Source organism: Sneathiella sp., assembly GCF_047631475.1.
GTDB lineage: Bacteria > Pseudomonadota > Alphaproteobacteria > Sneathiellales > Sneathiellaceae > Sneathiella.
The window spans coordinates 1-13,726 of the sequence record NZ_JBLHZT010000018.1 but is presented as its reverse complement, the minus strand read 5'-3'; the positions used below and the strand labels follow the sequence as shown (position 1 = coordinate 13,726).

The 13,726-nt window shown below is 49.5% G+C and carries 14 protein-coding genes and 1 riboswitch; of the genes, 5 read left to right on the top strand and 9 right to left on the bottom strand.

The genetic code is table 11. The features are described from left to right. Positions 1-9 precede the first annotated feature (9 nt). The 7 genes from folE to ACJAYR_RS09230 all read right to left on the bottom strand — a co-directional run bounded on the left by folE (position 10) and on the right by ACJAYR_RS09230 (position 5,779). Entirely contained in the window at positions 10-615 is a 606-nt protein-coding gene (folE, locus tag ACJAYR_RS09260) for a GTP cyclohydrolase I FolE (protein WP_415236341.1), read from the bottom strand. Between the two features lie 37 nt (positions 616-652). After that, entirely contained in the window at positions 653-1,060 is a 408-nt protein-coding gene (gene apaG / locus ACJAYR_RS09255; RefSeq protein ID WP_415236340.1) for a Co2+/Mg2+ efflux protein ApaG, read from the bottom strand. Between the two features lie 110 nt (positions 1,061-1,170). After that, positions 1,171-1,977 carry an OmpA family protein gene (locus ACJAYR_RS09250; protein WP_415236339.1) on the bottom strand — a complete coding sequence of 269 codons (807 nt, stop codon included), beginning with the start codon at positions 1,975-1,977 and terminating at the stop codon, positions 1,171-1,173. Positions 1,978-2,104: 127 nt separating this feature from the next. Then, positions 2,105-3,295: an O-succinylhomoserine sulfhydrylase gene (metZ, locus tag ACJAYR_RS09245; RefSeq protein ID WP_169543415.1), complete on the bottom strand. Its 1,191-nt coding sequence runs from the start codon at positions 3,293-3,295 to the stop codon at positions 2,105-2,107. 47 nt (positions 3,296-3,342) lie between these two features. Next, a riboswitch (SAM riboswitch) is annotated at positions 3,343-3,420 on the bottom strand. 89 nt (positions 3,421-3,509) lie between these two features. Then, complete coding sequence (locus ACJAYR_RS09240) at positions 3,510-3,680, bottom strand: hypothetical protein (protein ID WP_169543414.1); 171 nt, start codon at positions 3,678-3,680, stop codon at positions 3,510-3,512. Between the two features lie 12 nt (positions 3,681-3,692). After that, a complete protein-coding gene (locus ACJAYR_RS09235) occupies positions 3,693-4,862 on the bottom strand; it encodes a diguanylate cyclase (protein WP_415236338.1) in 1,170 nt (389 codons plus the stop codon). Between the two features lie 146 nt (positions 4,863-5,008). Further along, a complete protein-coding gene (locus ACJAYR_RS09230; RefSeq protein WP_415236337.1) occupies positions 5,009-5,779 on the bottom strand; it encodes an enoyl-CoA hydratase in 771 nt (256 codons plus the stop codon). A 106-nt stretch (positions 5,780-5,885) separates the two neighbouring features. Between ACJAYR_RS09230 and ACJAYR_RS09225 the strand changes: the two genes are divergently transcribed. Beyond that, positions 5,886-6,698: a NifU family protein gene (locus ACJAYR_RS09225; RefSeq protein ID WP_415236336.1), complete on the top strand. Its 813-nt coding sequence runs from the start codon at positions 5,886-5,888 to the stop codon at positions 6,696-6,698. Positions 6,699-6,716: 18 nt separating this feature from the next. On the opposite strand, the gene ACJAYR_RS09220 is transcribed toward ACJAYR_RS09225, so the two are convergent. Further along, on the bottom strand, positions 6,717-8,489 hold the full coding sequence (locus ACJAYR_RS09220; protein ID WP_415236335.1) for an adenylate/guanylate cyclase domain-containing protein: 1,773 nt from the start codon (positions 8,487-8,489) through the stop codon (positions 6,717-6,719). 242 nt (positions 8,490-8,731) lie between these two features. Between ACJAYR_RS09220 and ACJAYR_RS09215 the strand changes: the two genes are divergently transcribed. The 3 genes from ACJAYR_RS09215 (at position 8,732) to ggt (ending at position 11,382) form a co-directional block, all read left to right on the top strand. Further along, positions 8,732-9,310, top strand: a complete 579-nt coding sequence (locus ACJAYR_RS09215; protein WP_415236334.1) for a hypothetical protein — start codon at positions 8,732-8,734, stop codon at positions 9,308-9,310. 152 nt (positions 9,311-9,462) lie between these two features. Beyond that, positions 9,463-9,684: a DUF4170 domain-containing protein gene (locus tag ACJAYR_RS09210; protein WP_169543408.1), complete on the top strand. Its 222-nt coding sequence runs from the start codon at positions 9,463-9,465 to the stop codon at positions 9,682-9,684. A gap of 108 nt (positions 9,685-9,792) precedes the next feature. After that, positions 9,793-11,382, top strand: a complete 1,590-nt coding sequence (ggt, locus tag ACJAYR_RS09205; protein WP_415236333.1) for a gamma-glutamyltransferase — start codon at positions 9,793-9,795, stop codon at positions 11,380-11,382. A gap of 112 nt (positions 11,383-11,494) precedes the next feature. Here the strand turns inward: ggt and argS are convergent, their stop codons facing one another. After that, positions 11,495-13,264, bottom strand: coding sequence for an arginine--tRNA ligase (gene argS, locus ACJAYR_RS09200; protein WP_415236332.1), 1,770 nt, complete (start codon positions 13,262-13,264; stop codon positions 11,495-11,497). Positions 13,265-13,552: 288 nt separating this feature from the next. Here argS and ACJAYR_RS09195 point away from each other — a divergent pair. Beyond that, positions 13,553-13,726, top strand: a 174-nt coding sequence (locus ACJAYR_RS09195; RefSeq protein WP_415236391.1) for a co-chaperone GroES, incomplete at its 3' end; no start/stop codon positions are given.

Here is a 13,726-nt window from a genome sequence, read left to right as displayed (position 1 = left end):
AGCGGCACATTACCGTCGGTCAATAAACGCCAGCAATTCCTTGCGCGTAATGTCTGATTTTCGGAAAGAACCCAGCATGGAACTGGTGATCATGGTCACGCCGTCTTTATGAACGCCGCGCGTGGTCATGCATTGATGGGCACTTTCGATGATAACCGCGACCCCTTTTGGTTTTAGCGCCTTATCAATGGTGTCAGCGATCTGCTGGGTGAGCTTTTCCTGTATTTGCAGGCGTTTTGAAAAGGCATCCACGACCCGAGCCAGCTTGGAAATACCAACAACGCGGTTGTCAGGCATATAGGCAACATGGGCGACACCAATGATGGGCACCATATGATGCTCGCAATAGCTTTCCATACGAATGTCTTTGAGGATGATCATTTCATCATATCCGGCGACCTCTTCAAAGGTGCGTTCCAGATAAGCGGCCGGGTCTTCTTCATAGCCGGCAAAGAATTCAAGATAAGACCGCGTTACCCGGTCCGGGGTGCCAAGCAAACCTTCACGTTTCGGGTCATCGCCAGCCCACCGAATAAGGGTTCTGACCGCTTCTTCTGCTTCTTCTTTTGTTGGCTTGTTGTCGGTGCCAACGAGGGCCGGGATATTCTTTTCCATACTATTCCATCAAGTTAGGATGTTGAAATTAACAACATTAATTGAGCCGTGACGACTCGTGAGGGCTGTCCAGTGAAAAGGCCGGGATTTCCACCGAAATCCAGCCCCCGCCTTCAACCTCCATATCATAAGTACCTACCATGATACCAGATGGTGTTGAAAGAGGTGTCCCACTTGTATATTCAAAAGACTGGCCGGGTTCCAGTACGGGTTGTTCCCCGATTACGCCTTCCCCACGAACCACTTCGGTGTTTCCATAAGCGTCCGTAATGTGCCAGCAGCGTTGACGCAGTGTTACCTGTTGATCGCTGTTATTTTGAATATGCACTTTGTAAGCCCACACGAATAGTTCATCTTCCGGTTCGGAGCGATCACTCAGAAAAATGGGCTGAACCGATACCTCGATATTTTTAGTTGTTTTTTTATAGGCAGTTTCCCAGTTCATGAAACCATCCTTTCCCAAACAACCCGATCATGGAATTAATACGGGTCTAACAGTGCTATGGATCATACCTACACGGAAAAAACAAAAGGGTCAAAAAAAGCCAGCGGATCCTAAAGTTTCAGAATTTCAACCCGACGGTTCATTTCATTGTTGAGGCGACGGCCTTCTTCTTGCCGTGGACGTGATTTCCCCCAAATTTCCATCTGAATACGCTGCTCGGGAATGCCAGCTTTGACAAGCTGCTTCTTTACCGCAATAACGCGTTTTCGAGACAGTTTGTAGTTGTATGGCACACTGCCCATCTGGTCCGTGTGACCCTGTAGAATAATGAGATCACCAGGATTTTTGCGCCAGTCACTGGCAACTGCTTCAAGGGCCGTGCGTGATTTTTGGTTGAGCAGACTACTGTCGAACGCAAAGTGAACTTTAGAGATTTTGGGCAAGGCTCGCTGCAAGTCATTTTGGCAGGCTTTTATGTCAGCGGTTTGCCAGTTTTCTTCTTTTTGTTCAACCCAGCAGTCAAATCGCGCCTGCGCCCGTGCTGAACGGAGAGGAGCTTTTGTTCGGGCGTCGGTATTCAGCCAGTGGACAAGATCATTCCGGTACCGGATCATAAACGCTTTATCATCCTCTGATAAGCGCCAGTTTTCCAGGTTCTCTGGTAGCGGCTGGGTGCCTGACACCGCCTTAAGGCCTTTTTGCGCAATATAGTACTGATCGGGCCAGTCATATTGTTCGATTTCAGACTGGGCAAAGGCTTGATATTCCTGAGCCAGCGCCTTTGAAAAGGACCCCGGATAGCTGTCGCTCTCTTTCAGCGCGTTATAGGGACCGGGGCCGGTGCCGCATGCGGCTAGCAGGCCGGAAAGCGTTATGCTGAGAACCAAAACAGTATTGGTGTGGCGGATATTCTTCATGTTCTTTCTCCTTTATTAGGAAAAGAATAAAAAAGAATTTGGTGTAATGTTTGGCATAAATCAGGTGGGGATATGAAAAAATGTGGCGGGAAAAGGTCGGATTTCCGACCTTTCCGATAGCACCTGATCAGGCGAGTGCGGCTTCCAAGTCCTGAATAAGATCATTTGCATCCTCCAACCCGACGGACAGGCGCACAAGGCTTTCCGTGATGCCCAACTGTTGTTTCAACTCATCTGAAACACTGGAATGGGTTGTCGTTGTTGGATGGGTGATCAAACTTTTGGAGTCGCCCAGATTATTGCTGATTTCAATAATGTTTAAGCGGTTGAGAAACGCGAAGGCTTCTTCCTGTCCGCCTTTAAGCTCAAAGCTGACAAGGGTACTTCCCCGTTTCATTTGTTGTTTGGCCAGCGCCCGCTGGGGATGGCCTTCCTGACCCGGATAACGGACCATTTTTATAGTGTCCTGACCGGCTAGGAAATCGGCGACGGCTTCCGCATTGTCGGTGGCCTTATTGACCCTTAAGTCCAGTGTTTCCATCCCTTTTAAAAGGTTCCAGGCATTAAACGGACTGAGGGCAGGGCCCGTATGTTTCAAATACGGTGCCAATGTCTCTTCAACAAATTCTTCGCTTCCAAGAATAGCGCCGCCAAGCGCCCGTCCCTGTCCGTCAATATGTTTGGTTGCAGAATAGACAACGATATCGGCCCCTAAGGTGAGCGGTTTCTGGAAAACTGGTGTCGCAAAAACATTATCCACAATAACCTTGGCACCGACTTTTTTGGCAAGCTCGGATACGGCCGCAATATCGACGATTTCCAACGTTGGATTGGAGGGTGTTTCCAAAAATAGCGCTGCCGTCTTGCTGGTGATCGCGTTACGCCATTGATCAATATCAGTACCGTCAACCAAGGTGTAATGAATACCAAAGCGGGGCAGAATTTGCTCAATGATATAAATGCAGGACCCAAACATGGCTTTGGGCGCCACCACATGATCGCCTGTTTTCAGGAAACTCATCAAGGCGCCATTGACGGCAGCCATACCGCTTGATGTGCTTCTTGCGGCTTCAGCCCCTTCTAAAATGCAGATCCGCTCTTCAAACATATTGACAGTTGGATTGGCGTACCGGGAATAAATGAAGCCTTCATTCTCGCCTTTGAAACGTCCCGCGGCCTCTTCGGCGCTATCGTATACGAAGCCGGAATTCATAAAGATGGCTTCTGATGTTTCCTTGAATTGAGAACGGTTGGTTCCACCATGAACCAGTTTGGTTGCAACCCCCAGCTGAGGTTTTTTGGGCGTATCTTTTGTCATTTAGTCAGATCCTCGAGGCATAAAAAAACCCCGACCATCAGTCAGGGTTCCTACGAGCCCCGACCTTTTAGCGTTCATTTAACGTGGCCGCAAGCCGGTCGGCACAAATCACCACGAGTGAGATGGATATAAAATACACAGATTTTTGTCAAGCCTGCTGCCGGGACAGGTTTCAAAAAAACCGATGAAGTTGTGCCTGAATAGTAGAGGTATTTTAAAAGGTATAAAAAAGCACTGCCTGTAAAGCCAGATAGATCGCAATCGCAATAATGCAAAGATTGAGTGTACGGTCAGCCGCTTTTCCCATTTCTTTCAACTTCTTGGCAAAAAGAATGCGGCCGATAAACAGGGCGATGAACGCCAACAGCAGGAGCTTTAATAACATTTACGAAGTCTCTCAGGCGAGGGCCACTTTCTTACGGGGCTGGTAAACAGAATAGTCATTTTTTCCACTGGTTTTCGCACAATACATCTGCTCATCCGCCAGATCGACAAGATCCATCCAGGTTTCCGCTTCTGATTCCTGCAATTCCGCGATACCAATACTGGCCGTTAGTTTGCGGCCATCGGGTCGGGTTCCAAGCCCGTTGGTGCGCATGCGTCGGATCGCGTTGGTTGCCCCTTTTGCATCCGTATGGGGAAGCAGCATCAGGAATTCTTCACCGCCCCACCGAATAAGAATATCAGAATCCCGTAAGTTTCGTCGTAGGGCGGCGGATGCGGCAGAAAGAACTCTGTCGCCTGCATCATGGCCGTGATGATCATTTACTTCTTTAAAGTCATCCAGATCCATGAAAATCACTGATAACGGCGTTTTTTGGCGCCGGGCGATCCTGAATTGGACCTCCAGAATTTCTTCACCGCTGTTGCGGCTAAAACAATGGGTCAGAACATCAACGGACGCCTGCTCTATCAGGGATACCATATAGGCCAACTGGCTGATTGCAGAAAACGCACAGATGGCGCTTGCAATGATCAAAGACGCCAATACGCCCAGCCCTGGGGCAGGGTTCACCTGATTGGGCATCAAGCTGATCGCAATCAACTCCCCCAAAAAACAAAGAAGAGCCGCCATAAAGCCTTCTTTGGCAGTTAGCGGAAAGATTGCAAGGCAGCAGATAACTAAGAAAGGAAAGAGTGCATAACCTGCGGTTGGCAGGCTATCGATTGACGCTATATATTGGGGCAGGATAAGTGGCTGACTTAGCGCCTGGAATACCAGGTTTATCGAGAAAAACAGGGCGAGGGCCCGATAGGCAGAAGCCATTGTTTCGCTTTTTCGGATGGCGAAGACCAAAGCGATAAGAAGGAGGGCCCCAGTTACGCGAAAAATGACAAGCAGTTCAAAATGGTCCCCATCGAAGGCCGTTCCGTCGATGGCAATACCGCCGATATAAAGGGCGGCTGCGACGAGAGCAATGATCCGGATCCGAGACAAAATGACAGTTGCCCGATACCGACCCAGCAAAGGACTATGTCCTTGACTTGAAAGCAGGTTTGCAATTTTTTCATCAGATAATGGCGTATGGTGCTTACCCGCTAAAGCACTGTACAGAAAACCAAACATTGCGCTTAAAATCCCCCCACAGGATAAGAAAATTACCCTATGGGGATAAAGTAGTACCAAAAATTTTCCGAAAAGCGTACCAAAAAACAGGATTTTGGTTAATTCTCCCCTCGAAGGTGCAAGGAAAGAAGACGACAGGAACCTGTTTATCGTTTTCGATTGATAAACGCGTTCATCATTTCCTGCGGTTCGGGCCCGGTATAGGCATCGGAAAAATGATCGATCCCGAGCTGGATTGCTTTGTCGGTTGGCAGATTTTCCCACGCGTTGCACAGAGCTTTTTGAAGGCGCAGCGCGTTGCGCCCTCCGGCGAGCAGATCGTCCACAACAGTCTGTGTTACCTCGTCGAGATTTTCCGGGGTTGCAAGTCTGTGAACAAGACCCGCACGATGGGCTTCTTTGGCAAACATCGGGCGGGCCGTCATCACAAGATCGCGGGCCAGGCTTGCGCCCAGAATTTGCGGTAGAACGGCCGCTTCAATGACAGAAGGGATGCCGACCCGTACTTCGGGCATGGCAAATTCAGCACTGTCGATGGCAACCACAAGGTCGCAAATCGCTGCGATCTCCATACCCGCCCCAAGGCAAAGTCCATTGATGCGGGCGATAACAGGGGCGGGAATATCGCGGATGGCGGAACAAACATGATGGAGGTTTGTTATAAAAGTTCGGGCCGTATCAGGGTTGAGGGTTGCCATTTCATAAATGTTGGCTCCGCCGATAAAGGATTTCTCCCCCGCGCCCGTTAAAATAACAACGGCCAGATCTTCCTTGGTTTTCAAATCTTCAAAACTCGATTTGAGAGCGGCTAGAATGTCAGAATTCAGCGTATTGAGCTTTTTTTGATTGTCGATTGTAACCGTGTAGACGGCTCCTCGATCAGTTTCTGAACGTACCGTAGTCACAAATTCTGCCATTCTTCTCTCCTTTTTTATTATTTGGCATTATATATTAGGTAGACACCACAAATTCAGGGCGTGTTTGTGGTACCCTAACGCGTGTAAAGAAAATAGAGAAGAAGCAATGTTTATACAGACAAAAGCCGGTGATACATTGGCTGAAATGGTATTTTTCCCCGGAGAAGCAGTGTCCCAATCAGGACCCGTGCGTGTGTCCCGAGAGGAAGCCGCCGAGCGCTCCCCTCTTGCAGAACGCCTTTATACGGTTGATGGTATTGAGGGTGTTGAGCTGCAACCGGACAGTATTGTGCTGACAAAAACAGAGGCTGCGGACTGGGATCAGTGCCGGACCGAAATTTTTTCAGCGATTGTTGCTCACTATCAAAGTGGAAAAGAAGCCCTGATTACCTCAGAGCCTGCCGGTGAGTTCGATGTAGAAATTATCACACAGGTAAAAGATCTGCTGGCCACCCGGATTGTTCCAGCGGTAACCCAATCCGGAGGCGACGTTGAATTTCACAGCTACAAAGACGGCAATCTGTATTTGAAGCTGCAGGGATCCGCATTTGGCATGTTGAACGGTATCACAAACATGCTGAAACATTATGTGCCGGAAATCCAGGCGATCCTGGATCACCGTGAAGCGCTTCCGCGCCCCGGTTTGCAGACTGATGAAGGCAAAGCCATTCGGGAACTTTTGCAGGCTAAAATCAATCCGTCTATTGCGGCCCATGGTGGTCATATCACGCTGGTGGATGTTCAGGACAGCAAAGCTTATGTCCGCCTGGAAGGCGGATGTCAGGGCTGCGGGATGGCTGACGTTACACTGAAACAGGGTGTTGCCACCGAGATCAAGAGTCTGATCCCCAGCATTGAAGAAGTTCTGGATGTAACGGATCATGCCGGCGGGACAAACCCGTATTATCAGCCGGGCTGATTTTTTCAGCCCGACAGATTACGAAGCCTTATACAAAACAATGCTTTGATTACGCCCTTTCATCGGATGACTGCCTACGCTTTCGAGCGCCAGGCAATCATTGCTTTGGTTCATTGTCGTTTCTGACAACAGGATCGTCACTTCCTGACCGTCATCACTACAAAGGGTTTTGCCGAGCTGTTCGATACGCTGGGAAATATTTACGGTATCCCCCACTACGGTATAGTTTATCCGGCCTGATGAGCCAATATTTCCGACAACGAGTGTCCCGGAGTGAATACCAATACGCATCCGGATGGGGTCGAGGCCTTTTCCCAGGCGTATTTTGTTGTCCGCCATAATGGCTTCACGAATTGCCTTGGCCGCCCTGCAGGCTCTTGCCGCGTGGTCAGTCTGATTTTCGGGGGCGCCCCAAAATGCCATGACAGCATCCCCGATAAACTTGTCCACCGTCCCGCCTTCGTCTTCGATGCAGCGGGTTACCAGCTCGAAATGATGATTGAGCATGTCGGCGACTTCTTCAGAGCTCATTCTTTCCGCAAGGGGGGTGAAGCTGACAATATCAGTGAACATTACGGTAACGGAGCGACTTTCCGAATGGGCATCACCAGTTTCCATCAATTTACGCACTAAACTCTTGGGTACGTAGTTTTCAAACCAGCTTAAGCCCCGTAACATTGTGTTATAGGCCTCGCTAGCCTCGTCCAGCTCTTTCAATCGACTGGATGGCAGGGTTTTCACGTTGCGAAAATCTAGGTCAGATATTTTTCTGGAAGCGTGGGAAAGGGCGCGGATCGGCTGCGATATTTTACGGCCGATAACGACCGAAATAATGATACCAATTATCAGGATCGCCAGACCCACCATTCCGGCATAAGCGAGACGCCTGATTTCGCGGGTGGCTTCTTCATATTTGACGCGATAGCCAATGATCAGTGGGCGATCCGTATAGCCCTCCAAGGTTGCATAAAAGAATTGATAGCGTTCGCCGTTCAGATTTGTGAAATGGCCTTCAAAATCCAGCTTATCCCCAAACAGGCGAAACGGGGTGCGGGGCGCGGTCCATATGGACGACAGAATAGGATCGGCAATTTCGTCTAACCGGGGCACAGTGCCTTCCGTTACAAGCATCGTCGTATCATAGCTCAGGTTCTTTTGCGTCAGTACATGATCGCGCCCGTAAAGAATAAAACGATCCTCGTCGAGGGCAAGGCCATCTGTTTTCACGATGTCATTCACAGAAGACACGGGAATAGCCGCGATCAGAACACCAATAAAGACACCTTCCTTGACGATTGGCTGTCTGAAGCTCAGAACTGTTTCTCTTGTTTCCGGTGTAAAAATCAGTTTTGCCCATGACCCGACGGTGTCGTGGGACATTTCGTTCATCGTTGCGTTGGCAACCGGGTCATTGGCTTTGTTAAAGTTTGTGACTTTACGCGTGCTTCTGTCTGCAATTTTTACTTTAAAATTTGGGTAAACAAAGATCAGGCCCTTGATTTTCCGGCTCCCGGCCAATCCGGCCAGCAAGGCTTCATCAAAGCTTTTTTCCTCGTGAATATTGATCTGGCCGCTGTAAATCAGATCAGACAAATAGCGCACCTGTAATTCTACCGGATCCAGGAGATTGGTCAGGTTGGATCGAACCGCGGACATTTCAGCGGTTACTTTTTCCAACAAAAGGTCACGCGTGTTGGTGAGGCCTGTAATCAGGCTGACACCAAGAACTGCTAAAATTGCAATACAAATGAGGGGGCCAAAACTCATGGCCAGAGCAGAGGCAATGGTCACCCGACTGCGGCGTTTTTGTTGATCAACTGAAATTTTTTTGCTCCCGCTTCGGAACGTTCGGCCTATACTGCCGTTCCTTCATCCCTGTATTGTTTGCAGTTTAATACCTTTTGCCAATAAGGTCTATTGTACAACATGTGATGGCTGCTTCATTTCATGAGTTCGAAGGCCATTCTTGGGGTGCTTGAATGTTGCAAACGGAGATGTTGGACATTGTTGTTTCTTCTGGGTATGTATGAACCATGAATACATTGGTCATATTCGAGCTTGTTCTCGTTCTTTCATCCTTGGTTGCTCTGTTCCTGATGCGCCGCACCTATTTCCCGATGAACCTTTTTTGGGCGGTCGGGGTGGTTCTTATTGGCGCAGCCGCAGGCCTTGGTGCGTTGGTTTACGGTGGGATCGCAGGCTTTAAATCTTATCACACTGAATTGTCTGCCTTCGCGGGGTCGATCGGCTTGGCCTGTTTTGCCCTTGCCGCCTTGGGGGGTGTGTTCGCCAGACAGTTTCATGCCGCCGGCTGGTGGATCGTTTTGATCTCGGTTTGTGTGCTGATCGGCATTCTGTTGTTTGATAAATGGGCTTTACCAAAAGAAGGTCAGTACGCGCTGGTCGGTATTCTTGGCTTGTGCGCGTTATATCGCATGTTCATGCGGCCCGGATCTGGTGTCTTTCTGGTTCTTGGCGTTGTCGCGTTTGCGGGGGCCGGTCTTGCCAGCCACTGGATTTCGTCTTTGGCACAGATGCAATCTTTGAATGTGTATCATATCTTGCTGTCTGTTGGTGTTCTGAGTTTTGGGGCCTTTGCAGCGAAGGAATAGGCAGCGCTTAAAGGGCCTTGCAAACGCTACGGCATAGGGTTAAGAGCATTAATCAAAATTTCAGAAGAAACCTTTATATCTAATTTTACTTTGCAGAGGGCTTTGAACGAGCCACGGTCAGGGACAAATTTATTTTATAGCGAGCATTAGAAATGACTGAATTGCCGTCAGCGAACGTTTCGAAAAAAGAGCTTTTTGTTGTTTTCGGTGGAAAAGTGACCGACACCAGAGGGCGTGATTTTATCGATCCTTCAAAAATGGATGTGAAAGGCTTTTACGAAAGCCATGAAGAGGCGCTGGGTGCATGGCGGGCCGCCAGTCAAATGAATGTGGATGACGCGTTTACCAAATATGTGATTGTACGGGTCTGGTAGGATTGCATTGGGTGTTCCTGCTAATTCTGGAAAAATTTTAATTCTTAATTGGAACAATCAGTCTAACTGGATTATTGTTTGAAAAAACATTGTTCAAGGTAGGTACCCGTGCGAAATTTTTCTTATCCCGGACGCTCCGTAACATACGGACTAAATGGTGCAATCGCATCTTCCAGCCAGCATGCATCACAGGTCGGCCTGTCTATTCTGAAGGCAGGCGGTAATGCCATGGATGCGGCGATCGCCGCCTGTGCGGTGCAATGCGTGGTTGACCCAATGCAAACCGGCATTGGGGGTGATTGTTTTGCATTGATTGCACCGAAGGGTTCTGGAAAAATTGAAGGGCTGAATGGTTCAGGTAAAGCGCCAGCCGGTCTTGATGCCGATTTACTTCTTGGGCAGGGCATTGATGAAATTACACTGACCAGTCCTCACGCTGTGACGGTGCCGGGGGCGATTGACGCCTGGACCCGGTTGCATGAGCAATACGGGTCAATGGATTTCGCCGATCTGTTGGCACCTGCCATTGATTGTGCCGAGAACGGTTTCATTGTAACCCAACGGACAGCCTATGACTGGCAAAGCGCGGCAGACAAACTGACAGCTAATAAAGCGGCAGCGTCACTCTATCTGAAAAATGGAAAAGCCCCGAATGCGGGCACTAAATGGCATTTGCCTGAACTTGCCAAAACCCTGAAGGCGATCGCCAAGCAGGGACGTTCGGCCTTTTATGACGGGGCGATTGCTGAAAAAATGGTCGCCTGTCTGAATGCGGCGGGGGCGCAGCACACGGTTGATGATTTTGGTAAAACTTCTGCCGATTATGTGGATCTGATCAATACAGAATTTCAGGGCAATACAGTCTGGCAGATTCCGCCAAGCGGACAGGGAATAACGGCGCTGATTATGCTGAATATCCTGAAACGGTATGATGTGGCAGATCTTGATCCCGTTGGATCCAAGCGACTTCATTTGCAGGCGGAGGCCGCACGTCTAGCCTATCTGGCGCGGGATATATATGTGGCCGACCCGGCACATGCTGAGGTTCCTGTCGAGATGCTGTTATCGGAAGAGTTCACGGACCATCTCTGCGGTTTTATCGAGGTTGGAAAAGCCGGTGATCCGGGTGGGGCTGGCGCTTTTGATAAGCATAAAGACACTGTTTATTTGAGTGTGGTGGATAAGGACGGGACGGCCGTTTCTTTTATTAACTCGCTGTTCCATCCATTCGGATCCGGTATTGCGTGCGCTGAAACGGGTGTGATTTTCCAAAACAGAGGTGCCGGCTTTGTTGTGGATAAAAATCATCCGAACTGTGTTGCGCCGGGCAAACGGCCGTTGCATACGATCATTCCCGGAATGGTAACAACAAAAGGTGTCCCAAGCTTGTGTTATGGCGTTATGGGCGGTGCGTATCAGCCGGTTGGCCACGCGCATGTTCTGTCGAATCTGTATGATTTCGGAATGGATGTGCAGGAAGCAATCGATTGCCCCAGAGCATTTTATAACGAAGGGGTGTTGGAGATCGAAGAAACCGTCGAGGAGACCGTTTTGGCGGAACTTTCGGATATGGGATATGAGATTAAGATCCCAGAAATCGCTATGGGGGGCGGTCAAATGATCGCAATGAATTCAGCATCCGGTGTTTTGTCCGCAGCATCTGAACCCCGTAAAGACGGTTGTGCCTTAGCCTATTAAGGTCTTCAGGTCTCCCGGATAGTCATGAAGTTTAAAAAAGGCCTGTGCGAAAAGTCGCCAGGCCTTTTTTGTGTGCGACGAAGATGGTCTTAGGACAAGCAGCGGATCACGGTTACATCCGTTCCGGTACATCAATTCCCAGAAGAGATAAAACGGCTTCGATCTGCTGCAACGTGATCGAGCAAAGGGTCAGGCGAGATGCCCGAACGGTCGGGTCTTCTTCTCCCAGCACATGACAGTCATGATAGAAGCTGTTGAATTCCTGGGTCAGCGTATAAACATGATCACAAAGAATGTGCGGGGCATTCTTCTCGGCCGCTGCTTCTGTGGCTTCCGGTAGTTGAGACAGAGCGAGAATAAGATTGCGCTCTGCATCCGCTGTGATTTTGAGATCGCCCGGATTAAGGCCCTGTTCTGTGGCTTTACGCAGCATCGATTTGATCCGAACCGCAGCGTACATCTGGTAAGGGCCCGTTTTCCCTTCAAATTTTGTAAAGCGTTCCAGATCGAAGACATAGTTGGACATTCGCTGGTTCGACAGGTCCGCAAACTTGATTGCGGCGATACCAACTTTGGTTGCAATGTCATCCAGGGTTGCAGCATCAAATTTGTCGCCCATACCGGCATCCACGACCACCTTGCGGGCTTCTGCAATGGCGTCTTCAATCAGATTGCGCAACCGAACAACGCCGCCATCGCGGGTTTTTAGCGGTTTGCCGTCTTTCCCATTTACCGTCCCAAAACCGACATGCTCAAGATGGGCGTTTTCGTTGACACTCTTGCATTTGCGGGCGGCCCGAAAGACCTGCTCGAAATGAAGACTTTGTCGGGCGTCCACAACATACAGAATTGTGTTCGGCTGATGATCCGCTTCCCGCATTTCAATGGTTGCAAGATCGGTTGTGCCATACATGACAGCCCCATCTGACTTTTGCAGAATAAGCGGGGGCATGTCCTTTTTGTCGTTGTCTTCGTCGATACGGACAACGACGGCGCCATCCGAAACTTCGGACAGCCCCTGGTTCTTCAGTCGTTCCAGCATGGCAGGGATATGTTCGTTGGTGTCCGCTTCGCCTTTCCATTCAGAAAAATACGCGCCCAGCAAATCAAAGTCGATCTTGGTCTCAGCTACGGAGACATTCAGCATATGTTGCCAAAGAGCCCGGTATCCTGCATGCCCCTGTTGCAATTCATAAGTCGCGGCGCGCGCCGCTTCCAAAAATGCAGGATCCTCTTTACTACGGCTGGAGGCCGCGGGGTAAAGTTCCTGCAATTCGTCGACTGTGACCGGTGACGTTTCTGGAAACGGGCCTTTATTGTCGGCGTCAAAATACGGAAGGTCCGGTTTTGCCCGCTCGATTTCCTTGATCAGCAAGCCCATTGGAAGGCCCCAGTCCCCGAAATGAACGTCACTAACAACAGAATCGCCAAGGAAAACACGCAGACGACGCAGGCTTTCACCGATGATGGTTGCACGCAGATGACCCACATGCATGGCTTTGGCCACATTGGGGCCGCCAAAATCCAGAATAACTTTTTCAGGTGTATGGTCTGCCCGGGCACCAAAATAGGGGTCTGAGGACAGTGCTGCAAAATGGCGGGACAGATATTCGTCTGTCAGGCGCATATTGATGAAGCCTGGGCCTGCCAGAGATAAGTCAGAAAAATGTCCTGTTTCTTCAAGGCCAGCCACAATCCCTTGTGCAATGTCCCGCGGGTTCTTCTTTGCAGCTTTCGCGGCCGCCAGTGCCCCGTTGCATTGGAATTGACCAAGTTCCCGGCGCTGAGAAATAACGACCCGACCAAGCGAAGCCTCCAGGCCTTGCGCAGAAAAAACGTCGCCCACGAGGGCGCTAAGCTGATTAAGAAGTGATGTGGTCACAGGACTATCTTTCGATTTACACTGTTTGTTAAGGGCCCTATAACAGGGCCTCATGGTTTGGACTTCAAACGAGCTGGTATTATCTACTGTAAAAATGTTTGAAGGCCAAGGAAATAGGCGGCTCAAATAGTCGTTTGAGAAAAATTTCCCGGGTTTTTTTACCCCATCCCTTGACTCTCCGGCATCCATTGCATAAATCGGGTAGGTAATTTGTTAGCACTCTCCAATGGTGAGTGCTAAAACAAAGCTGAAAATTGATTTGACCTCAAAATTTAGGGAGAGGCTTTTATGTCATTTCGTCCACTGCACGACCGTGTGCTGATCAAGCGCTTAGAAAGCGAAGAGAAAACCTCTGGTGGTATTATCCTCGTGGATAGCGCTCAGGAAAAACCAATGGAAGGTGAAGTCATCGCTGTTGGTAGCGGCACTGTTAAAGAAGACGGTTCTATCCGTGCTCTTGAC

Bases quoted from the DNA above. Each gene is read 5' to 3' on its own strand.
- folE (WP_415236341.1), bottom strand. From the start codon at position 615: ATGGAAAAGAATATCCCGGCCCTCGTTGGCACCGACAACAAGCCAACA.
- apaG (WP_415236340.1), bottom strand. From the start codon at position 1,060: ATGAACTGGGAAACTGCCTATAAAAAAACAACTAAAAATATCGAGGTA.
- ACJAYR_RS09250 (WP_415236339.1), bottom strand. From the start codon at position 1,977: ATGAAGAATATCCGCCACACCAATACTGTTTTGGTTCTCAGCATAACG.
- metZ (WP_169543415.1), bottom strand. From the start codon at position 3,295: ATGACAAAAGATACGCCCAAAAAACCTCAGCTGGGGGTTGCAACCAAA.
- ACJAYR_RS09240 (WP_169543414.1), bottom strand. From the start codon at position 3,680: ATGTTATTAAAGCTCCTGCTGTTGGCGTTCATCGCCCTGTTTATCGGC.
- ACJAYR_RS09235 (WP_415236338.1), bottom strand. From the start codon at position 4,862: ATGTTTGGTTTTCTGTACAGTGCTTTAGCGGGTAAGCACCATACGCCA.
- ACJAYR_RS09230 (WP_415236337.1), bottom strand. From the start codon at position 5,779: ATGGCAGAATTTGTGACTACGGTACGTTCAGAAACTGATCGAGGAGCC.
- ACJAYR_RS09225 (WP_415236336.1), top strand. From the start codon at position 5,886: ATGTTTATACAGACAAAAGCCGGTGATACATTGGCTGAAATGGTATTT.
- ACJAYR_RS09215 (WP_415236334.1), top strand. From the start codon at position 8,732: ATGAATACATTGGTCATATTCGAGCTTGTTCTCGTTCTTTCATCCTTG.
- ACJAYR_RS09210 (WP_169543408.1), top strand. From the start codon at position 9,463: ATGACTGAATTGCCGTCAGCGAACGTTTCGAAAAAAGAGCTTTTTGTT.